Here is a 21,164-nt window from a genome sequence, read left to right as displayed (position 1 = left end):
CCAGCCTAGTCAGGCCACCGCCGGGCCCGTGCGCGGTGCCCGCCCGCTGAGACGGCGGCTCACCCGGACCGCCGCCGGATCAGGTCCTCGATCGAGGCCTGCGGCACCTCGCCGTCGGGGGTGAGCCGGTCGACGACCTGGGGCAGGTCCCGGGCGATCCGGTCCGCGGCGTTCCGCGGGCTCACGCCGGCCTGCTCGGCGACCTGCTGGAGGGTGGCGTCGGGCAGGGCCTGCTGGATCTGGTCGGCGGTGACGGGCTGGTTGGTGCCGGTGCCGACCCAGGAGTCCTGCTGCGCGGTGAGACCGGACCTGGCCAGGCTGTCGAGGAGGCCGCCCAGTGAACTCCCGCCCTGGCCGTGGCTGAGGGAGCCGATCAGCGCGCCCAGGAGCCCGGCGTCCTTGCGGTCGCCGCCCAGGAGGCTGCCGAGCATGCTTTCCAGATCGTTGCCTGCCATGACCATGCCTTTCGGAGCCTTTCGAGCCTTCGAGAAGACGTCAGCGGACGCCGGCGGACCCCTTGGTCAATGTCGTCCGGATCACCGCGTCCCGCTACTCGGGGGAGGCCCGTCCCGCGCGCCGCGCCGTCCGGACGCGTTGGGCTATCAGACGTACGGAAAGCACGTTTTAAGGCACTCCATCCCGACTTGCTTCTTCTTCGATGCTTTCAGTGCCAAGATGCTGCTGCTCCGCTCGGAGCGACTCCCTGGCGTCCGCCTTCTGGTTCTTCCGCACGTTCGGAGCGAGACATGACCGACGGTTCCACCCGCCGCACGATGCTCACGACGGGCGCGTCGGCGCTCGCCGTGTGCTGCGTGGGATGCGGCAACAGCAACGACAACGGCTCCTCCAGCTCGTCCGAATCACCCGCCGCCTCCGCGTCGGCCTCCGAGTCGGCCTCGGCCGCCGCCTCCGCGTCGGCTTCCGCCGAGGCGTCCTCCTCCGGGTCGGCGAGCGCGGCCGGGAAGGCGCTGGCGCAGACCAGTGAGATCCCGGAGGGCGGCGGCATGATCTTCAAGGAGCAGAAGATCGTGGTGACGCAGCCGAAGAAGGGCGAGTACAAGGCCTTCTCGGCGATCTGCACCCACCAGGGCTGCACGGTGTCCCAGGTGGCGGACGGCACCATCGACTGCCCCTGCCACGGCAGCAAGTTCCACATCGCCGACGGCTCGGTCGCGCACGGCCCGGCCACGAAACCGCTGCCCGCCGAGTCCATCACGGTGAGCGGAAATTCGATCACCCTGGCGTGACCGGCCGCGTACGCTCCCGGGCATGCAGCCCGAGGACCTGGTACGCGACCACACGATCTACGCCTGTGTCATGGGGTCGAGGGCCTTCGGTCTGGCCGCGGAGGACAGCGACACCGACCGCCGGGGCGTGTTCCTCGCCCCCACGCCCCTGTTCTGGCGCTTCGAGAAGCCACCGACGCATGTGGAGGGCCCGGGCGAGGAGCGGTTCTCCTGGGAGCTGGAGCGGTTCTGCGAGCTGGCGCTGCGGGCCAACCCGAACATCCTGGAGTGCCTGCACTCGCCCCTGGTCGAGCACCTCGACGACACCGGCCGCGAACTGCGTGGCCTGCGCGGTGCCTTCCTCTCCCGGCAGGCGTACGGCACCTTCACCCGCTATGCCCTGGGCCAGCGCCGCAAGCTCGACGCCGACGTCCGGGTGCACGGCGCCCCGCGCTGGAAGCACGCGATGCATCTCCTGCGGCTCCTGACGAGCGCCCGCGATCTGCTGCGCACGGGCGAGCTGACGATCGACGTCGGCGACGCGCGCGAGTCACTCCTGGCGGTGAAGCGCGGCGAGGTCTCCTGGCCGGAGGTCGAGACCCGCATGACCCGCCTCGCCGAGGAGACCGAGCGGGCCCTGCACGGCAGCCCGCTCCCGGCGGCGCCGGACCACGCGCGCGTGGCGGACTTCCTCTTCCGGGTCCGCCGCGCCTCAGTCCTGCAGCCGTACCCGGACCAGGAGGTCGTGCAGGGCGTCGTGGGCCCTGGGCGCGTCGGGCAGCGCTGACGCGTTCTGCGCGTGGTCGAGCAGCCCGTGCAGCCGCTCCACGTCGGCCGCCACGCGCGCGTGCTCGACATCGGCGCCGCCGTGCTCGTGGGCGGCCTTGGCGGCGATCAGCTCGGGCAGGTAGCCGGGGGCCGCGGGCACCTCGCCGAGGAGCGTGGGCAGATGGGCCTGGACCTCGCCGCTGCGCATCAGATGGATCCCGGTGAGCAGCACCCGGAAGGTGTAGAGCAGCGGCTTGAGTTCACGGGTCTTCTCGAACAGCCGCCACTGGGTGACCGCACGTAGACATCAGCCGCTCCGCGGCGGGCCCGGTAGTGATGGGCGTGATGGCCGGTGAGGACGTCCGGGGCGAGCGCGGCCAGCTCGCGGCGGGTGTCCGTGGTGTGCGCGACCAGGGGTGACAGGAGCTGCTCCAGCACGTAGCCGTTGCGCCGGAGCATCAGCCGGACGAACTTGCGCAGGTCGTGGGTGACGAGGTCTATCTCCGTGCCCTGGCGCACCCACATCCGGGAGCGGGTCTCCTCCGGCTCGTGCAGCCCGACCAGGTCGGCCGCGGGCAGCAGATGGGCGCCCCGCAGGTCCACGTCGGAGTCCCGGGACGGGAAGCCGTACAGATGCGCCCCGGAGACGGTCGCGAACAGCAGGGGGTGGGGCTGTTCCGCGACGACGGGCGTCAGGTCCAGATCCAGATCCAGGTCGTCGATCATGGGCTCAAGCGTCCCAGAGCGCGCCCAGGGTCTGCAGGTCGCCCCGGTACTCGATGCGGTCGGCCCACTCCGTCGGCCAGGCGTCGACGCCCAGCCAGGCGCCCGCGAAAGCGCCGGTCAGGCAGGCGATGGAGTCCGAGTCGCCGGAGGAGCAGGCGGCCCGGCGCAGGGCCGTCACCGGCTCGTCGGGGAAGAGCAGGAAGCACAGCAGGCCGGTGGCCAGGGCCTCCTCGGCGATCCAGCCGGCGCCGGTGGCCAGGCACGGGTCGGCCTCCGGGGAGGCGGTCCGCACGGCCTCCTCGAGGCGGTCGAGTATCGCCAGGCACTCGTCCCAGCCGCGCGCGATGAACGCCTCGGCGGTCGCGTCCTGGCTCCGGGTCCACAGGTCGCCGAGCCAGGTCTGGTGGTAGTGGGTGCGGTTGTCGACGGCGTACGACCTCAACTGCCTGACCAGAGCCGCCGGTTCGGTCCCCGTCGCCAGCAGCCGTACGGCACGCGCGGTGAGGTCGGAGGCGGCCAGGGCGGTGGGATGGCCATGGGTGAGGGCGGACTGCAACTGGGCGGCACCGGCCCGCTGTTCGTCGCTCAGCCCGGGCACGAGCCCGACCGGCGCGACCCGCATGTTGGCCCCGCACCCCTTGGAGCCGATCTGGCTGGCGTCCTGCCAGACCCGCCCCTCCTCCTTCAGCAGCTCGCAGGCCCGCAGACAGGTGTTGCCGGGCGCCCGGTTGTTCTCGGGCGACTCGTACCACTTCACGAACTCCTCCCGCAGCGGCTTCTCCAGCCGCTCGGGCGCGAGCACTCCCCGGTCCATGGCGGTACGCAGCCCGTGCCCGACCGCGAGCGTCATCTGCGTGTCGTCGGAGACGACGGCCGGCCTCGGCAGTTCCATCTCCCGCCACGGCCCGCACTTGGCGAGGATCGAGGGCACGTCGTTGAACTCGGTCGGGAAGCCGAGGGCGTCCCCGAGGGCGAGACCTATCAGGGAGCCGCTGGCGGCACGCTTGTACGCGAGGTTCGAGGTCATGCGGGGCGTCCTTCCCGGGACGGGCGGAGCAGGGTCGGATGGAGCGTGGCGGCGGTGCCCGCGCGGTAGAGCGCGGCGGGCTTGCCGCGGCCGCCGGTCAGCCGGGCGGCACCCGGCACCGGTTCGACGAACCCGGGTGTGGCGAGCACCTTGCGGCGGAAGTTGGGGCGGTCCAGTTGGACGCCCCACACGGTCTCGTAGACGTTCTGCAGCTCGCCGAGCGTGAACTCGGGCGGGCAGAAGGCGGTGGCCAGGCAGCTGTACTCCAGCTTCGCCCCGACGCGTTCATGGCCGTCGGCCAGGATCCGGTCGTGGTCGAAGGCGAGCGGCCGCTCCGGGTCGTACGGCAGCCAGCGCGCCTGGGCCGCGTCACCGCCGCCGCGCGGCTCGGGCGCGTCGGGCAGCAGCGCGGTGAAGGCGACGGAGACGACCCGCATCCGCGGGTCGCGGTCCGGCTCGCTGTAGGTGCGCAGCTGCTCCAGGTGCAGCCCCGACACGTCCGAGAGTCCGGTCTCCTCGGCGAGTTCCCGCCGAGCCGCCGTCTCGGCCGACTCCCGGGGCAGCACGAAGCCGCCCGGCAGCGCCCACTGTCCGGCGTACGGCTCCTGCCCGCGCTCGACGAGCAGCACGTGCAGGGCACCCGCGCGGAGGGTGAGGACGGCGAGGTCGACGGTGACGGCGAAGGGTTCGTAGGCGTACTTGTCGTAGCCCCGCATGAGCCCGTCCACCCCCTTACTGATCACTCCCACTTATAGTCGCTACGACTATAAAGAATGTGCAGGTCACCGCGCAAGGCCTTCAGCGGCCGCTGGAGCCCCGTTCACGCGAACGACGACGGCCGGTCCCGTCGCACGCGGAACCGGCCGTCAGGGAAGGCGCAGGACCCTCTAGAGGTCGACTTCCTTCATGAGCATCCCGACCTCGGTGTTGGACAGGCGGCGCAGCCAGCCCGACTTCTGGTCGCCGAGGGTGATCGGACCGAAGGCGACCCGCACCAGCTTGTCGACCGGGAAGCCGGCCTCGGCCAGCATGCGCCGCACGATGTGCTTGCGGCCCTCGTGCAGGGTGACCTCGACGAGGTAGTTCTTGCCGGTCTGCTCGACGACCCGGAAGTGGTCCGCGCGCGCGTACCCGTCCTCCAGCTGGATGCCGTCCTTGAGCTTCTTGCCGAGGTCGCGCGGGATGGGGCCCACGATGTGCGCGAGGTAGGTCTTCTTCACGCCGTACTTGGGGTGGGTCAGCCGGTGCGCCAGCTCACCGTGGTTGGTGAGCAGGATGACGCCCTCGGTCTCGGTGTCCAGCCGCCCCACGTGGAAGAGCCGGGTCTCCCGGTTGGTGACGTAGTCGCCGAGGCACTGCCGCCCGTCGGGGTCCTCCATGGTGGACACCACACCGGCCGGCTTGTTCAGCGAGAAGAACTGGTACGACTGCGTGGCGACGGTCAGCCCGTCGACGCGGACCTCGTCCTTCTCCGGGTCGACCCGCTTGCCCTGCTCGACGACGATCTCGCCGTTGACCTCGACCCGGGACTGCTCGATCAGCTCCTCGCAGGCCCGCCGCGAGCCGTAGCCCGCGCGCGCGAGGACCTTCTGCAGCCGCTCGCCCTCCTCCTCGGCGCCCGGGAAGGTCTTGGGGAGCTTCACGTCCGGCTTGCCGGCGTACCGCTCACGGTTGCGCTCCTCGGCACGGGCGTCGTACTCACGGGAGCTCGCCGGAGCCGTCCGGCCACGACCGGTGCCCTGGCCCTGCCGGGGGCCGCCCTTGGCGCCGCCGCGCGCCGAGGCGCCACGGCCCGACTTCGGGCCGTCCTGGGTGGCGCCGGGGCCCACGTCGTAACGCCGCTCCTCCGGACGCGGCTTCTTCGGCCGGCCGGTGCCCTGCTTGTCGTCGCGGGCGTTCCCGGCACCGCGGTAGTTACCGCGGCCACCGCTGCTCCCGCCGCGGCCGCCGCTGTTGCCACCACGGCTCCCGCCGTTGTTTCCGCTGCTGTTCCTGCCGCTGCTGCTTCGCATCAAATTTCCGTCTAGTCGTCTGCGTCGTCTGCACCCGGCGCATCGGGTGCGTCCGGATCGAACGACGGTACGCCCTCCTGGGTCTCGGCCTCGATCGCCTCCGCCTCCGGGAGGAAGGGCGCGAGTTCCGGAAGCTCGTCCAGGCCGCGCAGGCCCATCCGCTCCAGGAAGTAGTTCGTCGTCCTGTACAGGATCGCACCTGTTTCGGGTTCCGCGCCCGCCTCCTCGACCAGACCGCGCTGGAGCAGGGTGCGCATCACACCGTCGCAGTTGACTCCTCGTACGGCCGAGACGCGGCTGCGGCTCACCGGCTGGCGGTACGCGACGACCGCGAGGGTCTCCAGCGCGGCCTGGGTGAGCCGGGCGGTCTGGCCCTCCAGGACCAGCCGCTCGACGGCGGGCGCGTACTCGCCCCGCGTGTAGAAGCGCCAGCCGCCCGCGACGAAGCGCAGCTCGAAGCCGCGGCCCTGCGCGGTGTACTCCTCCGCCAGTGCCCGCAGCGCCTTCGTGATCGTCTGCCTCGGCCGCTCCAGGATCTTGGCCAGGTGCTCGGCGGTGGCGGGCTCGTCCACGACCATGAGGACGGCCTCCAGGGCCGGCTTGAGGTCGAGTTCGGCGACCGGACGCAGCCCGGCCGGCAGCTGGGTTGTGTCCTCGCTCACGCCTTGTCCTCCTTGGGCGGCTTGGGCGGCTTGGGCGGCTTGGGCGGCTCGGGCGGCTCGGGCGGCTCGGGCGGCCGGTCGAACTCGTCGGTCACCACCGGCTGGGTCCCGCCGTCCCCGCCGGTCCACCGCACGATCAGATCGCCGAGCGCGGTCTCCTGGTCCAGGGCGACGGCCTTCTCGCGGTACAGCTCCAGGAGGGCCAGGAAGCGGGCGACGACGGTGAGGGTGTCGTCGGTGTCCTCGATGAGCGCCTGGAAGCTGGCCTCGCCCAGCTCCCGCAGCCGCGCCACCACGATCCCGGCCTGCTCCTGCACGCTGACCAGCGGGGCGTGGATGTGGTCGATGTACACCTGCGGCTTGGGCTTGGGCTGCATCGCCTTGACCGCGAGCCTGGCGAAGCCTTCCGGGCCGATGCTGATGACGACCTCGGGCAGCAGCTCCGCCAGATGCGGCTCCAGGCCGACGGTACGGGGCCAGCGGCGGGCCTCCTCGTCCAGGCGCCGGTTGAAGATGTCGGCGATCTGCTTGTACGCGCGGTACTGGAGCAGCCGCGCGAACAGGAGGTCCCGGGCTTCGAGGAGCGCGAGGTCGGCCTCGTCCTCGACCTCCGCGGCGGGCAGCAGCCGGGCGGCCTTCAGGTCGAGCAGGGTGGCGGCGACGACGAGGAACTCGGTCGTCTGGTCCAGGTCCCAGTCCGGTCCCATGGCCCGGATGTGCGCCATGAACTCGTCGGTGACCTTGGAGAGCGCGACCTCGGTGACGTCCAGCTTGTGCTTGGAGATCAGCTGGAGGAGGAGGTCGAAGGGACCCTCGAAGTTGGCGAGCCGGACTTTGAAGACACCGTCGGGGACGGGTTCCGGCTCCGGGGCCTCGGCAGGAGCCTCGGCGGGAGCGGCTTCCGGCTCGGGCTCGGGTTCCGGCGTCGGTTCCGGCTGCGGTACGACCGCCTCCGGCTCGGGCTCCCGATCCAGCTCCCGATCCACGGGAGCGGCCGGAGCCGCCGTGCCCGGCCCCTGCCCCAGCACACGCCGACGGCCCCCGGAGGGGCCGGAAACGGGAGCGTCGGTCGAGGTCATGGCCCCCGCAGGCTACCTCTACCGGCCGCGCAGCCGTCGTACGAGGATGCTCGCGTCCCCTCGGGACTCCAGGTCGGCCAGCACCACGGCGACCGCCTCGCGGACGATCCGGCCCCGGTCCACGGCCAGCCCGTGTTCGCCGCGGAGCACGAGACGCGCGTGCTCCAGGTCCATCAGCTCCTCGGCGGAGACATAGACGGTGATCTTCTCGTCGTGCCGTTCGCGGCCGCTGGGCCGTCGGGCGGGCGCCCGGCCGCCGCGCTTGCGGGGCTGGGCCTGATCGGCGGCGCCAGAACCTTCCTGCGCGTCCTGCCGCCGCCCGGACCGGTCCGCCGACGGCGTGACCGTGACCGAGGACCCACCCGGAGCCGAGGCGTGGTTGCGGGACTCCCCGGCATCGGCCGGCTCGGCCCCGGTCGCCACGTGCTCCGCGCCCTCGCCGTCGCCGCCCTGCACGGGCACCGACTGCGGTGCGTCGTGGGCGGCCTCGGCCGCCGTGTCGTCGCTCTCCGCGGGACTCGCGGGAGCCGGCACCCGGGCCTCGCCGTTGGCCGGGCGCCTGGGACTGGACGGCTGCAGCGCCATCCCCCCGGTCGTACGGAACAGTTCGTCGGCCCCCGGCAGACTCACTCGGCGTGACACCGGGCGAGCACCTCCCTGGCGAGCTGGCGGTAGGCGGCGGCACCGACGGAGTTGGAGGCGTACGTGGTGATCGGCTCACCGGCGACCGTGGTCTCCGGGAAGCGGACCGTGCGGCCGATGACCGTGTGGTAGACGTGGTCGTCGAACGCCTCGACGACACGCGCGAGCACCTCACGGCTGTGCACGGTGCGGGAGTCGTACATGGTGGCGAGGATGCCGTCGAGCTCCAGCTCCGGGTTGAGCCGCTCCTGGACCTTCTCGATGGTCTCGGTCAGCAGCGCGACACCACGCAGGGCGAAGAACTCGCACTCCAGCGGCACGATCACCTTGTGGGCGGCCGTCAGCGCGTTGACCGTGAGCAGACCGAGCGAGGGCTGACAGTCGATCACGATGTAGTCGTAGTCGGGCAGCAGCGGCTTCAGGGCGCGCTGCAGCGTCGACTCGCGGGCGACCTCGGAGACCAGCTGGACCTCGGCGGCCGACAGGTCGATGTTGGAGGGCAGCAGGTCCATGTTGGGGACCGCTGTCTTCAGGAGCACCTCGTCGGCCGCCATGCCCCGCTCCATGAGCAGGTTGTAGACGGTGAGGTCGAGCTCCATCGGGTTGACGCCCAGACCGACCGACAGCGCGCCCTGCGGGTCGAAGTCCACGAGCAGTACCCGCCGGCCGTACTCCGCGAGCGCGGCACCCAGGTTGATGGTCGACGTCGTCTTGCCCACGCCGCCCTTCTGGTTGCACATCGCGATGATCGTCGCGGGTCCGTGACTGGTCAGCGGGCCCGGGATCGGGAAGTACGGCAGCGGGCGACCGGTCGGGCCGACGCGCTCGCGGCGCTGGCGGGCCGCGTCGGGCGCGAGCGTGGCCGCGTACTCCGGATCGGGCTCGTACTCGGCGTCGGGATCGTAGAAGTGCCCGTCGGGCAGTTCGTCGTAGTCGGCGAACTGGCTGCGGGGCGCGCCCCTTCCATCGCCGGCCATGGCGTTCACGTGATGGCCATCCATGCTCTGGTGTGCTGTCCGCGTGGTCAGCGAACTCTGATGGGCTGCGAAGGTGCGCACCGCGACGGAGCCGACAGCCTCGAACCCCGCGGGACCCTGGTCCCTCACCGGCATTCCTGGTTGACCACCCCCGGGAGAAAATGTCGACTCATTCACAAGTCGTCTTACCTCCTTGGTGACCAGGAAACTTCTAGACAGGTCAGCGTGGCATCATGCCGACAGTCGGCGACTCTATGGCGTGTCGGGCGTTCGCAGCAACACAATCCGCCGGACCCGGCAGGATGTGTCGGCAATGAAACATCCCGCTGTCAAGGGCGTACGGCCGTCGCACAGCAGGTTTCACCGGTGTGCGAATCGGTCGAAGGGTTACGTTCGAGGCGAGTTGACCGAGCGTCGCAAAGTGACCATACACACATCCGGCCGGACCTTGTCGGGCAAGGTCCGGCCGGATGAGCGCGATTGACGCGGCTTGTTGACGTATCGCCTTTACGAAAAGGTGACTTAGCCACCGCCTCGGCGGCGCGGCTCAGTCCAGCAGTGTGTCGAGCTCGACGTGCTCCAGGCCGAGTGCCTCGGCGACCTCGCGGTAAACGACCTTGCCGTCATGGGTGTTGAGGCCCTTGGCGAGCGCGGCGTCGCGGCGCAGCGCCTCGACCCAGCCGTTGTTCGCCAGCGACACGATGTAGGGCAGCGTGGCGTTGGTGAGCGCGTAGGTGGAGGTGTTGGGCACCGCGCCGGGCATGTTGGCGACGCAGTAGAAGACCGACTCGTGGACCCGGAAGGTCGGCTCGGCGTGCGTGGTGGGACGGGAGTCCTCGAAGCAGCCGCCCTGGTCGATCGCGATGTCGACAAGAACACTCCCCGGCTTCATGCGGGAGACCAGCTCGTTGGTCACCAGCTTGGGGGCCTTGGCGCCCGGGATGAGCACCGCGCCGATCACCAGGTCGGCCTCCAGGCAGGCCTTCTCCAGCTCGAAGGCGTTGGACATGACGGCCTTGACCCTGGTGCCGAAGATCTTGTCGGCCTCGCGCAGCTTGTTGATGTCACGGTCGAGCAGGGTCACGTCGAAGCCCATGCCGATGGCGATCTGCACGGCGTTCCAACCGGAGACACCACCGCCGATGACGACGGCCTTGGCGGGCAGCACACCCGGGACGCCGCCGGGCAGGACGCCACGGCCGCCGGCCGCGCGCATCAGGTGGTAGGCGCCGACCTGCGGGGCGAGCCGGCCCGCGACCTCGGACATCGGGGCGAGCAGCGGCAGGGCGCGGTTCGGCAGCTCGACCGTCTCGTAGGCGATGGCGGTGGTGCCGGACTCCAGGAGGGCGTCGGTGCACTCCTTGGACGCGGCCAGGTGCAGGTAGGTGAAGAGGGTCTGGTCCTTGCGGAGGCGGTGGTACTCCTCCGCGATCGGCTCCTTGACCTTCAGCAGCAGGTCGGCGGTGGCCCACACCTCGTCGGCGGTGTCCAGGATCCGCGCACCGGCGGCGATGTACTCGTCGTCCGGGATCGACGAGCCGACACCGGCGCCGCGCTCGATGACGACCTGGTGGCCGTGGCGCACCAGCTCGTGCACACCGGCGGGGGTGATGGCCACCCGGAACTCGTTGTTCTTGACCTCGCGGGGGATGCCGACCTTCACGTCGATCACGGTCCTTGGCTCAGAGGGTGTGGGGGCACAACAGCACATACCCGGCATGCGGGAACACACCAGGAGACACCGCAGGAGAACCGGCGGCAGAGCCAGTTTAATGAAGGTGTTCCGGCTGTCTAGCCTTTCATTGCATCAACCTTCGCCGGACTCGCTACGGATTTCGCAGGTGTTATCCCCCTGTTCCGGGCTGGAGTCCTGGTCGAGGGGCTCCTCACCCAGCATGCGCTCGGCGGCGGAGCGGTGCAGGCTCGCGGCGGTGGAGTCGCCGAGGCGCTCCAGCGTGTCGGCGAGCCGCAGCTGGAGCGCGGCCTGGAGCCGGGCGTCCTCGGCGCGGCGCGCCCACTCGACCGCCTCCTGGCAGGTGCGCAGCGACTCCGCGGGCCGGCCGGCGTACTCCTGGACCCGGGCGAGCTCGCTCAACGCCCGCGCCTGGGCGGCCACATCGCCGTTCTTGCGGTGTCCGGAAACGGCCGCCCGCCAGGCCCGCAGCGCCTCGCCGTAGCGGCCCGCGTAGGTGTGCGCACCGGCGATGCGGCCGTAGAGCCGGGCGGCCTCGGCGCGCTCGTCGCGGGCGAGGCGCTGGGCGAGGGCGCGGCCGAACCAGTCGGCGGCCCGGTCGTAGTCCCCCAGCTCCTGGTAGGCACCGCCTACGGATTCCATTGCGCGGCCGGTCGCATACGGGTCATTTGCGTGGCGTCCGGCATCCAGAGCAGACCTATAGCGCACCAGAGCGTCAGCGGTACGCCCCGTCTGCGCGTCCAGGTCGGCCAGGTTCAGCAGTGCGGCGGCCTGCTCGCGGGGCAGGTGACGGCGCTCGGCGACATCCAGGACGAGCCGGTGGATGCCGTACAGGTCGGGGGCGGCCGCCTGGGTGCCGAAGTGTGCCGCCATGGCCTTGACCAGCTGGGACATCAGCCGGCGGGCCAGGGTGTCCAGCTCGCCGTCGGCGACCGCGGCGCGGGACGCGGCGAGCAGGGCCGGGCGCCGGTCCCGCAGCCAGTCGGCGGCGGCCCGGGGGGTGGGGAAGCGCAGCTCGCGGGGCAGGGCCTGGAGTCTCTCGCGGGCCTGCGGGTTGTCGGTCTCGGTGATCGCCCGGCAGGACTGCAGCAGCCGTACCGTGCGCTCCAGCATCCGGGCCCGGGCCAGCTGGAGTTCCCCGGCGCGTTCCTGGGTCTCGGCCAGCCCCCGGAGCAGGGGGTGCAGACAGCCGGGAACCTCGTACTGGGGCAGCTGGGTGGCCACGGGGCACAGCAGGTTGAGGCGGACCAGCTCGTCCAGGGTGGTGCGGGCGGTGTCGACCGAGCAGCCGGCCAGGGAGGAGGCGGTGTGCGGGTCGACGAGGCCGGCCGGGGCCAGCGAGAGAAGTCGCAGTATCCGGGCGGTCTGGGCGGCCAGGTCGTCGTGGACGAACCGGAAGACCCGGGCGAGGGCGGTGCAGTCCTCGGGGTCGGCGTGCAGCCGCTTGGCGAGGTCGGAGACGGCCACCTGGGGGTGTGCCGCCAGCCAGCCGCCCGCCAGGGTGAGTGCGGCGGGCTGCCCCTGGCACACCTCGACCAGCGCTTCGGCGGACCGCGGATCGACGGTGATGCGGACCGAGCCGGTGTACCGGGCGAGGAACTCCACGGCCGACTTGGTGTCCAGGCCGCCCAGGGTGCACGGGCGGACGTCGGAGATCCCGGTGAGCGGGCCGCCGGAGACGGCGACGGCCAGGCAGTCGGGGGTGTCCGGGAGCAGCGCGTCGACGTGTTCGGCGCCGGGCGCGTCGTCGAGGAGGAGCAGCATCCGGCGCCCGGCGAGGGCGGTGCGCAGGGCGTGGGTGAGATCGTCCTCGGCGGCGCCGGCCGGGGTGGGCAGCCGCAGGGCGGTGAGGAGCTCGCGGGCGATGCGCTCGACGGGGACGGGGGTGCCGTCGGGCTCGGCGAGGCGGGCGCGCAGCACCCCGTCGGGGTAGTCGGCGGCGACCCGCCGGACGAGTTCCCCGGCGAGGGCGGTGCGGCCGGATCCGGGTCTGCCCGCGATGAGCAGGACCCGGGCGCGGGGGGCCTTGCGGCCGGCGATGGTGTCCAGGCCCGCGCGCTCGATGTCGGCGCGCAGTTCCTTCAACTCCCTTGTACGGCCCAGGAATTCGTCGTCCGTGGCCGCGGGCGCCGACACTCGTGCGCCGCCTGTGTCCACCGCCTGATCCGTCACGGGCCACACTCCCGTCCCACCGCACACGCATGCCCGCCGGGACTCCGGTTCGGGCCTTTCGGCTCAATCGCGTCGAGCCTAGTTCACGTGCACGGACGTTCCGGGTGGAGCGCGGCGGGCGCATCGCCCGATCGGATCAGGCGATGGTCACACCGGACCGCCTGATGGAGGGTCAGGACGCGAAGGGACGGGCCGGCCAGGGCGCGTCGGCCGGGCGCAGCGTGTCGAGGCCGTCGCCGGCGCGGGCGGCGACCAGCGAGAGCACGCCCGTCACCAGGCAGTTGTTGTGCACGTCACCGGCGAGCGCCAGACGCACCAGCTCGCCCACCGGCACCCGCGCGTACTCCAGGTCGATCTCCTCGTGCTCCGTCTCGAAGCGCTCGCCCTCGGCCTCGGAGAGATCACGGGCCAGGAAGATCCGTACGGCCTCGTCGCAGCCGCCGGGGGTGGTGTAGAGGTCGGTCAGCACCCGCCAGTCCTCGGCCTTGACGTGCGCCTCCTCGTACAGCTCGCGCTGGGCCGCGTGCAGCGGGTTCTCGCCGGGGATGTCGAGCAGCCCGGCCGGGATCTCCCAGAGCTTCTGCCGGACCGGGTGCCGGTACTGGCGGATGAGCAGCACCCGGTCCTCCTCGTCGAGGGCCAGGACGGCGACCGAGCCGGGGTGGACCTGGTAGTCGCGGCGGACCACCGAGCCGTCGGGCATGACCACCTCGTCCGTGCGGACGGAGGTCTTGTTGCCCACGAAGGGGGTCTCCGTCGCCCGGATCTCCCACTCCTCGGGGGTGTCCTTGATCGTCATGCCGTGCCGCCCTTCCACGTGCAGAAAAGAAAACCGGGGTGCGCGCCTTTGAAGGTATGCACCCCGGCGACCGTACAACCGGTGTGTTACTTCGAATTCTCCTGCTCGACCTCGGCCTGCTGACGGGCGACCGCGGCCTTCACCAGGCCCGCGAACAGCGGGTGCGGGCGGGTCGGGCGGGAGCGCAGCTCCGGGTGCGCCTGGGTGGCGACCAGGTAGGGGTGGACGTCGCGCGGGTACTCGACGTACTCGACGAGCTTGCCGTCCGGGGAGGTGCCCGAGAACTGGATGCCGGCCTTCTTCTCCAGCTCCGCGCGGTAGGCGTTGTTCACCTCGTAGCGGTGCCGGTGCCGCTCCTCGACGTACTCCTTGCCGTCGTACACCTCGCGCACGATCGAGCCCTCGGCCAGCTTGGCCGGGTACATGCCCAGGCGCATGGTGCCGCCCATGTCGCCCTCGCCGGCCACGATGTCCAGCTGCTCGGCCATGGTGGAGATCACCGGGTGGCCGGTGGCGGAGTCGAACTCGGTGGAGTTGGCGTCCGGGATGTCGGCGAGGTTGCGCGCGGCCTCGATCACGATGCACTGCAGGCCCAGGCAGAGGCCGAGCAGCGGGATCCGGTTCTCGCGGGCGTACTTGATCGCGCCGACCTTGCCGAGCACACCGCGGTCGCCGAAGCCGCCGGGGATGCAGATGCCGTCGACGTCGGCGAGCTGTGCGGCGGCGCCGGCCGGGGTCCTGCAGTCGTCCGACGTCACCCACTTGATCTTCACGCGGGCCTTGTTGGCGAAGCCGCCGGCGCGCAGCGCCTCGGTGACCGAGAGGTAGGCGTCGGGCAGGTCGATGTACTTGCCGACCAGGGCGAGGGTGATCTCGTGGTCGGGGTTGTGGACGCGGTCGAGCAGGTCGTCCCAGGTCCGCCAGTCCACATCACGGAACGGCAGGTCCAGCTTGCGGACGACGTAGGCGTCCAGGCCCTCGCCGTGCACGGTCTTCGGGATGTCGTAGATCGACCGGGCGTCCGGGCAGGCGACGACCGCGGCCTCGTCGACGTCGCACATCAGCGAGATCTTGCGCTTGATGGCGGTGGGCACCTCGCGGTCGCAGCGCAGCACGATCGCGTCCGGCTGGATACCGATGTTGCGCAGGGCGGCCACCGAGTGCTGGGTGGGCTTGGTCTTCAGCTCGCCGGACGGCCCGATGTAGGGAAGCAGCGAGATGTGCACCACGAAGACGTTGTCCCGGCCGACCTCGTGGCGGACCTGGCGGACGGTCTCCAGGAACGGCAGCGACTCGATGTCGCCGACCGTGCCGCCGACCTCGGTGATGACGACGTCCACCTCGTCGGTGGCCATCCGGCGGATGCGGTGCTTGATCTCGTTGGTGATGTGCGGGATGACCTGGACCGTGTCGCCCAGGTATTCGCCGCGCCGTTCCTTGGCAATCACCGTCGAGTAGACCTGACCTGTGGTGACGTTGGCGGAGCCGTCCAGGTCGCGGTCGAGGAAACGCTCGTAGTGGCCGATGTCCAGGTCGGTCTCGGCGCCGTCGTTGGTGACGAACACCTCACCGTGCTGGAAGGGGTTCATCGTGCCCGGGTCGACGTTCAGGTACGGGTCGAGCTTCTGCATCACCACACGCAGGCCGCGGGCCTTGAGCAGCATGCCCAGGCTGGAGGCGGTGAGGCCCTTGCCGAGCGAGGAGGCGACACCCCCGGTGACGAAGATGTGCTTGGTCGTCGTAGATTTCGGCGGCATGGCCAAGAGGGTGCTCCCGTGGTCGCGGTCTGTCATGCGGTACGGCCGCCCTCCGGAGGTTTCCGGGGGTGCCGTCGCTGCGGTTCGGGGGTTTCGTGCCCACCGGTCCACGGGCTACCAGGGTATCAGCGCCGCGGAGAGATGGCTTCCGGCCACGCTCCGTACACACATCGGCACAGACGTGGGGCCTGGCTTACCGGGTTTTCACCCAGGGCTCACCCATTCGGCCCACACGGGTTGCCCGGAGCGGCACACAGATCATCTACGTGCGTCGTATCCTGCTCGGACACTCGCTGCCGAGCCGGCCGGAAAACACGGCACACCCCCGCCCGTCATCCCCGGAACAACGAGAGCTTGGCAGTTCGTTGAGCTATGACTGTCGTTTTGCCTCAGGGCGCGGCGGGCTGCTTTGCTTCACCGCTTAACGACGCACAACAACAACCCCCCTTGACCGCACTAGCGACAGCCCCCTTTTGCCTGGGGGGTGACGTGGCCGTTCGACTGGAGTTGCACGTGGCCGGGCGCATCGAAGATTACGCACTCATCGGAGACATGCAGACCGCTGCCCTGGTCTGCCGGGACGGCACGGTGGACTGGCTGTGCCTGCCCCGCTTCGACTCGCATGCCATCTTCGCCGGTCTGCTCGGCACCGAGGAACACGGCTTCTGGCGGCTCGGCCCGGCACACGCGGCCGACTCCCAGCCGCCGACCGCGGCCCGCCGCACCTACCGCGGCGACTCGCTGATCCTGGAGTCGGAGTGGGACACCCCGCGCGGCACGGTCCGGGTGACCGATTTCATGCCCCCGCGTGACGGCGCGCCCCAGCTGATCCGGATCGTCGAGGGCGTCACCGGCCGGGTGCCGATGCGCTCGGTGCTGCGGATGCGGTTCTCCTACGGCCGGGTGGTCCCCTGGGTGCACAAGCACGAGGGCCGTACGGTCGCCGTCGCCGGCCCCGACTCGGTGTGGTTCGACACCTCCGCGGAGACCTACGGCAAGTCGCTCACCACCTACGCCGACTTCACCGTCGCCCCCGGCGACCGGATCGCGTTCACCATCTCGTGGCAGCCCTCGCACAAGGAGCCGCCGGCGCTGCCGGAGCCCGAGCAGTCGCTGGAGGCGACCGAGGAGTTCTGGCGGGAGTGGGTCGAGCACTGCACGTACCACGGCCCCTACCGCGAGGCGGTGATCCGCTCCCTGATCACGCTGAAGGCGCTGACCTACGCCCCCACGGGCGGCATCGTCGCCGCGCCCACCACCTCGCTGCCCGAGGACATCGGCGGCGTCCGCAACTGGGACTACCGCTACACCTGGCTGCGCGACGCCGCCATCACCCTCTCCTCGCTGCTGCGCACCGGCTACCGCGAGGAGGCCCGCGCCTGGCGCGAGTGGCTGCTCCGCTCGGTCGCCGGCGACCCGGAGAACCTGCAGATCATGTACGGCATCGCGGGCGAGCGCGAGCTGGGCGAGGCCGAGCTGGACTGGCTGCCCGGATACGAGAACTCGACCCCGGTCCGGGTCGGCAACGGCGCGGCACACCAGCTCCAGCTGGACGTCTACGGCGAGGTCATCGAGGCCCTGCACCTGGCCCACATGACCGGCCTCGCGCGCAACGACTACGCCTCCCTCCTCCAGCTGAAGCTCATCCGCTACCTGGAGGACCACTGGGACGAGCCGGACGAGGGCATCTGGGAGGTGCGCGGGCCGCGCCGGCACTTCGTGCACTCCAAGGTGATGGCCTGGGTCGCGGTGGACCGCACCATCAAGCTGATCGAGTCCGGGGACGCGGACGGCCCGCTGGAGCGCTGGAAGGAACTGCGCGACGACATCCACCGGGACGTCTGCGAGCGGGGCTACGACAAGGAGCGGAACACGTTCACGCAGTCGTACGGCTCGCAGGAGCTGGACGCGTCGCTGCTGCTGATCCCCCAGATGGGTTTCCTGCCGCCGGACGACAAGCGGGTCATCGGCACCATCGAGGCGATCCAGCGCGAGCTGTCCACGTCGGACGGCTTCATCCTGCGCTACCCGACCTCGGGCGGCGACGAGGGCGTGGACGGTCTCCCCGGCGACGAGGGGGCGTTCCTGGCCTGTTCGTTCTGGATGGCGGACGACCTCGCGATGATCGGCCGCGTCGACGAGGCCCGCAAACTGTTCGAGAAGCTGCTCGCGCTGCGGAACGACCTCGGGCTGCTCGCGGAGGAGTGGGATCCGCGGCTGAAGCGGCAGGTGGGGAACTTCCCGCAGGCGTTCAGCCATGTGCCGTTGATCGACACGGCGCTTCGCCTTACGGCGTCGGGGGCGTACGGGGGGTAGGCAGCGGTCGTTTTTCGGCTGCGGGGGCGTGGGGGCTGGTCGCGCCCACGCGGCGGAGCCGCATGTCCGACGCTTCCCCGCGCCCCTTTCAGGGCGCTCGTGCTTAGGCTGGTCTAGGACGAATCCCCTCTTTTCGAAAGGGGGGCGGCTATGGCTTCCCCCTCGAAGGCAGGTACGGCGCTTGCCGCGTTGCGTGAGGATCTGGTCGGTGCGGTGTTCGCGCCGGGGGACGTCGGGTACGAGGACGCCCGTGCCGTCTTCAACTCCATGATCGACCGGCGGCCGGCCGTCATCGCCCAGTGCGCCGACGACGCCGACGTGGTCCGCGCGGTGCGGTTCGGCCGGGAGCTCGACCTGGCGATCGCGGTGCGCGGCGGCGGCCACAGCGTGGCGGGCTCGGCGAGCGGCGACGGCGCGCTCGTGGTGGACCTGCGCCGGATGCACACGGTGACCGTCGACCCGGCGGCGGAGGCGGTACGCGTGCAGGGCGGCGCCACGATGAGCGACCTGGATCGGGCGACCGAGCCGTACGGCCTCGCCACCACCGGCGGCCGGGCCCCCACCACCGGCGTGGGCGGCTTCGTGCTGGGCGGCGGCACGGGCTGGCTGGACCGCGCCTTCGGCCTGGCCGTCGACAACCTGCTCGGTGTCGAACTGGTCACCGCCGACGGCGAGCGCGTGCACGCAAACGCCGACGAGAACCCGGAGCTGTTCTGGGCCCTGCACGGCGGCGGCGGGAACTTCGGCGTCGCCACCGCCCTCACCCTCGAACTGCACGAACTGCCGGCGTTCTCGATCGCGCTGCTGCTGTTCGCGCCGCAGTCCGGCCCGGACGCGGTGCGCACCTTCCGCGAGGTGATCCGCACCGGCCCCGACGAGGCGGCCGGCGTGGTGCAGTACCTCACCGGCCCGCCGCTGCCGTTCGTGCCGGAGCACCTGGTGGGCAGGCTGGTGTGCGTCGCCCTGGTGACCTACGCCGGCGGCGAGGAGGGCCTGCGGAAGGTCGCCGAGCCGCTGCTGGCGCTTCCGCACGAGGCGGAGGTGGTCGGCCCGATGCCGTACACCGAGGTCCAGTGCATGCTCGACTTCCCGTCCGGGCTGCGGAACTACTGGTCGGCCGAGTACCTGGCCGAGCTGCCAGACGAGGCGGTGGACGCCTACTGCGCCTGTGCGGACGACATGCCGGTGCCGACCGGCACCCAGCACGTGCTGTTCCCGCAGGGCGGCGCGATCGCGGCCGGGCCCGCCGAGTACCCGGTGCCGTACCGGAGCGCGTCCTGGGCCGTGCACCCCTTCGGTATGTGGGCGGAGCCCGCTGCCGACGAACGGGCGATGGCCTGGGTGCGGGGCGTCCGGACCGCCGTACGGCCCTGGTCCACCGGCGCGGTCTATCTCAACTTCATCGGCGACGAGGGCCCCGACCGGGTGCGGGCCGGCCTGGGCACGGCGAACTCGCTGCGGCTCGGCAAGGTGAAGCGGACCTGGGACCCCGACAACGTTTTCCGCTTCAACCACAACATCGAACCGCTCTAGCGGAAGGTGCCCGGAAGGCGTTCGCCCAGGTAGCGTCCGCTCCATGGACAGCGGTACGGGCAGCGGATTCGACACCCAGGGCGGGATCACCGTGCAGCGGGCGCTGGAGCTGCCCGGGCTGCGCAGCGGGCTCCCGGAGATCCTGGCGGGCGCCGACCGGCTGGGCCGGACCGTGCGCTGGGTGCACGCCGGCGAGGTGCCGAACATCGCCTCGCTGCTGAAGGGCGGCGAACTGCTCCTCACCACCGGCTACGGGCTGGGCACCCGGCCGAACGACCAGCGGGCGTTCGTGCGCACGCTCGCCGAGCGGGGCATCGCCGCCCTGGTGGTGGAGCTGGGCCCGCGTTTCTCCCGGCTGCCCGCCACCATCGTCGACACCGCCCGGGCGGCCGGGCTGCCGCTGGTGGTGCTGCACCGCGAGGTGCCCTTCGTGACGGTGACGGAGGAGATCCACACCGAGATCGTCAACCACCACTACACGCTCCTCCAGCGCGCCGAGGAGGTGCACCGCCGCTGCACCGAGGCCCTGCTGGGCGGTGGCGGGGTCCCCCAGGTCCTCGCGATCCTCGCCGACTTCTGCGGCAACCCGGTCTTCCTGGAGACCACCGACGGCCAGCTGCTGTACGCCGCCGGATCGGGGCCCGAGGGCGCGGATCCGCTCCAGGTGTGGGAGGGGCTGCGCGGCCAGCACAAGCACGCGCCGCCGCCGACCGGGGCGGTCCTGGTGGACGTGCCGGGCGGCGGGCCGGGGACCGGCTCGGTGCGCGCCCGGCTGGTGCTGCTCCCGGTACGCGGGCCGCTCACCCCCGTGCACCGCATCGCCGCCGAGCGGGCCGCCGGCATCCTGGCCGTCGTCCTGATGCAGGCCCGCCAGGAGGAGGAGCTGGCGGCCCGCGGCCGCGGTGACTTCCTGACCGACCTCGCCGAGGGCCGCATCACCGCACAGGACGCCCCGGCCCAGGCGCGCGTCCTCGGCTTCAAGCCCGGCAGCAGCCCGCTGCTGCCGGTGGTCATGCGGGTCGGCGACTCCCTGTCCCCGGGCGGGGGCTGGGCGGTGCTGGCCCGGGCGGTCGGGGAGGAGCTGGCGGCCGTGGGTGTGCCCGTGCTCCTCGGCGTGCGACCGGTGGAGGGCCGCGTCCCGCTCCTGCTGGGCCTGCGCTCGGAGGCGGAGCGGACGACGGTCGCGGACCGGGTCGCGGCGGCGCTGCGGGCGGGCGTGGAGCGCGCCGGGATGCAGCGTCCCGGGGCCGCTCCCCCGGTCGTGGTGGTCGGGGTGGCCGGCGGCTGGGCGGCCGCCTCGGCGGGCCTGCGGCACGCGGCCGAGACGGCGACGGCGGCCCAGGGCCTCTCCGACCGCCCCTGGTACGACGCCCGCCGCCTCGACATCGACCTTCTCCTGTGGCGGCTGCGCGACCACCCCGACCTGGCGGCCTTCGTCGAGCGGGCGATCGGCCCGCTCCGGAACCACGACAACCGCTCCAGGCCGCCCCTGCTGCCCACCCTGGAGACCTACCTGGCGCACGCCGGCCGCAAGGCGGAGACGGCCCGCGAACTCCACCTCAACCGGCAGACCCTCTACAACCGCCTCGCCCGCATCGGCGAGTTGCTGGGCACGGACCTCGACGACCCGCAGGTGGTGCTGGCGTTGAGCCTCGCCCTGCGGGCCCGCCGGCACGTCCCCTAGTAGTGCTTCGTTAGGTTCTGGTTCTGCTGGTCGGTAGGGGTCGGCCGCAGGTGGTGCAGGTGCCGGCCCAGCACCTGAGCAGGTCCTGAAG

At 71.6% G+C, this 21,164-nt stretch carries 17 protein-coding genes and 2 pseudogenes; 6 read left to right on the top strand and 13 right to left on the bottom strand.

The genetic code is table 11. From position 1 onward, the window contains the following. Window positions 1–59: 59 nt before the first annotated feature. The gene (locus tag ACGFZQ_RS20490) at window positions 60–461 is read right to left on the bottom strand and encodes a YidB family protein (RefSeq protein WP_393841524.1); all 402 of its coding nucleotides are present in this window, start codon (window positions 459–461) and stop codon (window positions 60–62) included. Between the two features lie 130 nt (window positions 462–591). Between ACGFZQ_RS20490 and ACGFZQ_RS20485 the strand changes: the two are divergent. The 3 genes and pseudogenes from ACGFZQ_RS20485 to ACGFZQ_RS20475 form a co-directional block, all read left to right on the top strand. Continuing rightward, window positions 592–708: pseudogene (locus tag ACGFZQ_RS20485) on the top strand (DUF6529 family protein); the annotation flags it as partial. Window positions 709–746: 38 nt separating this feature from the next. Then, the gene (locus ACGFZQ_RS20480) at window positions 747–1,247 is read left to right on the top strand and encodes a Rieske (2Fe-2S) protein (RefSeq protein ID WP_393841523.1); all 501 of its coding nucleotides are present in this window, start codon (window positions 747–749) and stop codon (window positions 1,245–1,247) included. Between the two features lie 22 nt (window positions 1,248–1,269). Then, the gene (locus ACGFZQ_RS20475; RefSeq protein ID WP_393841522.1) at window positions 1,270–2,013 is read left to right on the top strand and encodes a DNA polymerase beta superfamily protein; all 744 of its coding nucleotides are present in this window, start codon (window positions 1,270–1,272) and stop codon (window positions 2,011–2,013) included. On the opposite strand, the pseudogene ACGFZQ_RS20470 reads toward ACGFZQ_RS20475, so the two are convergent. From ACGFZQ_RS20470 to ACGFZQ_RS20415, 12 genes and pseudogenes are all read right to left on the bottom strand, one after another. Then, window positions 1,939–2,720 (bottom strand): annotated as a pseudogene (locus tag ACGFZQ_RS20470) (DNA polymerase beta superfamily protein). The gene ACGFZQ_RS20475 and the pseudogene ACGFZQ_RS20470 sit on opposite strands and share 75 nt — an antisense overlap. A 4-nt stretch (window positions 2,721–2,724) precedes the next feature. Beyond that, window positions 2,725–3,747, bottom strand: coding sequence for an ADP-ribosylglycohydrolase family protein (locus ACGFZQ_RS20465; protein ID WP_393841521.1), 1,023 nt, complete (start codon window positions 3,745–3,747; stop codon window positions 2,725–2,727). Next, window positions 3,744–4,463, bottom strand: a complete 720-nt coding sequence (locus ACGFZQ_RS20460; protein ID WP_393841807.1) for an NUDIX domain-containing protein — start codon at window positions 4,461–4,463, stop codon at window positions 3,744–3,746. The genes ACGFZQ_RS20465 and ACGFZQ_RS20460 overlap by 4 nt, the downstream gene beginning before the upstream one ends. Before the next feature lie 171 nt (window positions 4,464–4,634). Next, on the bottom strand, window positions 4,635–5,759 hold the full coding sequence (locus ACGFZQ_RS20455) for a pseudouridine synthase (protein WP_393841520.1): 1,125 nt from the start codon (window positions 5,757–5,759) through the stop codon (window positions 4,635–4,637). A gap of 11 nt (window positions 5,760–5,770) precedes the next feature. Next, the gene (scpB, locus tag ACGFZQ_RS20450; RefSeq protein ID WP_351740254.1) at window positions 5,771–6,421 is read right to left on the bottom strand and encodes an SMC-Scp complex subunit ScpB; all 651 of its coding nucleotides are present in this window, start codon (window positions 6,419–6,421) and stop codon (window positions 5,771–5,773) included. After that, window positions 6,418–7,500 (bottom strand): segregation and condensation protein A, encoded by a 1,083-nt coding sequence (locus ACGFZQ_RS20445; RefSeq protein ID WP_393841519.1) that lies wholly within the window; start codon window positions 7,498–7,500, stop codon window positions 6,418–6,420. The genes scpB and ACGFZQ_RS20445 overlap by 4 nt, the downstream gene beginning before the upstream one ends. Before the next feature lie 18 nt (window positions 7,501–7,518). Further along, complete coding sequence (locus tag ACGFZQ_RS20440) at window positions 7,519–8,142, bottom strand: hypothetical protein (RefSeq protein WP_393841518.1); 624 nt, start codon at window positions 8,140–8,142, stop codon at window positions 7,519–7,521. Beyond that, complete coding sequence (locus ACGFZQ_RS20435) at window positions 8,127–9,254, bottom strand: ParA family protein (RefSeq protein WP_351740262.1); 1,128 nt, start codon at window positions 9,252–9,254, stop codon at window positions 8,127–8,129. The genes ACGFZQ_RS20440 and ACGFZQ_RS20435 overlap by 16 nt, the downstream gene beginning before the upstream one ends. Window positions 9,255–9,666: 412 nt before the next feature. After that, window positions 9,667–10,791 (bottom strand): alanine dehydrogenase, encoded by a 1,125-nt coding sequence (gene ald / locus ACGFZQ_RS20430; protein ID WP_393841517.1) that lies wholly within the window; start codon window positions 10,789–10,791, stop codon window positions 9,667–9,669. A gap of 135 nt (window positions 10,792–10,926) precedes the next feature. After that, window positions 10,927–12,984 carry a tetratricopeptide repeat protein gene (locus ACGFZQ_RS20425; RefSeq protein ID WP_393841516.1) on the bottom strand — a complete coding sequence of 686 codons (2,058 nt, stop codon included), beginning with the start codon at window positions 12,982–12,984 and terminating at the stop codon, window positions 10,927–10,929. A 172-nt stretch (window positions 12,985–13,156) separates the two neighbouring features. Continuing rightward, window positions 13,157–13,783, bottom strand: coding sequence for an NUDIX hydrolase (locus ACGFZQ_RS20420; RefSeq protein WP_351740269.1), 627 nt, complete (start codon window positions 13,781–13,783; stop codon window positions 13,157–13,159). Between the two features lie 86 nt (window positions 13,784–13,869). Beyond that, on the bottom strand, window positions 13,870–15,540 hold the full coding sequence (locus ACGFZQ_RS20415) for a CTP synthase (RefSeq protein ID WP_351740272.1): 1,671 nt from the start codon (window positions 15,538–15,540) through the stop codon (window positions 13,870–13,872). Between the two features lie 513 nt (window positions 15,541–16,053). On the opposite strand from ACGFZQ_RS20415, the gene ACGFZQ_RS20410 reads away from it, so the two are divergent. The 3 genes from ACGFZQ_RS20410 (at window position 16,054) to ACGFZQ_RS20400 (ending at window position 21,073) form a co-directional block, all read left to right on the top strand. After that, window positions 16,054–17,856: a glycoside hydrolase family 15 protein gene (locus ACGFZQ_RS20410; protein ID WP_351740322.1), complete on the top strand. Its 1,803-nt coding sequence runs from the start codon at window positions 16,054–16,056 to the stop codon at window positions 17,854–17,856. Window positions 17,857–18,006: 150 nt separating this feature from the next. Further along, window positions 18,007–19,389, top strand: coding sequence for an FAD-binding oxidoreductase (locus tag ACGFZQ_RS20405; protein WP_393841515.1), 1,383 nt, complete (start codon window positions 18,007–18,009; stop codon window positions 19,387–19,389). Between the two features lie 43 nt (window positions 19,390–19,432). Further along, the gene (locus ACGFZQ_RS20400; protein WP_382533572.1) at window positions 19,433–21,073 is read left to right on the top strand and encodes a PucR family transcriptional regulator; all 1,641 of its coding nucleotides are present in this window, start codon (window positions 19,433–19,435) and stop codon (window positions 21,071–21,073) included. Window positions 21,074–21,164: the final 91 nt, after the last annotated feature.

Origin of the sequence: Streptomyces sp. NPDC048254 (genome assembly GCF_043201895.1) — a bacterium.
GTDB lineage: Bacteria > Actinomycetota > Actinomycetes > Streptomycetales > Streptomycetaceae > Streptomyces.
This window is presented reverse-complemented; position numbering and strand designations above follow the sequence as displayed.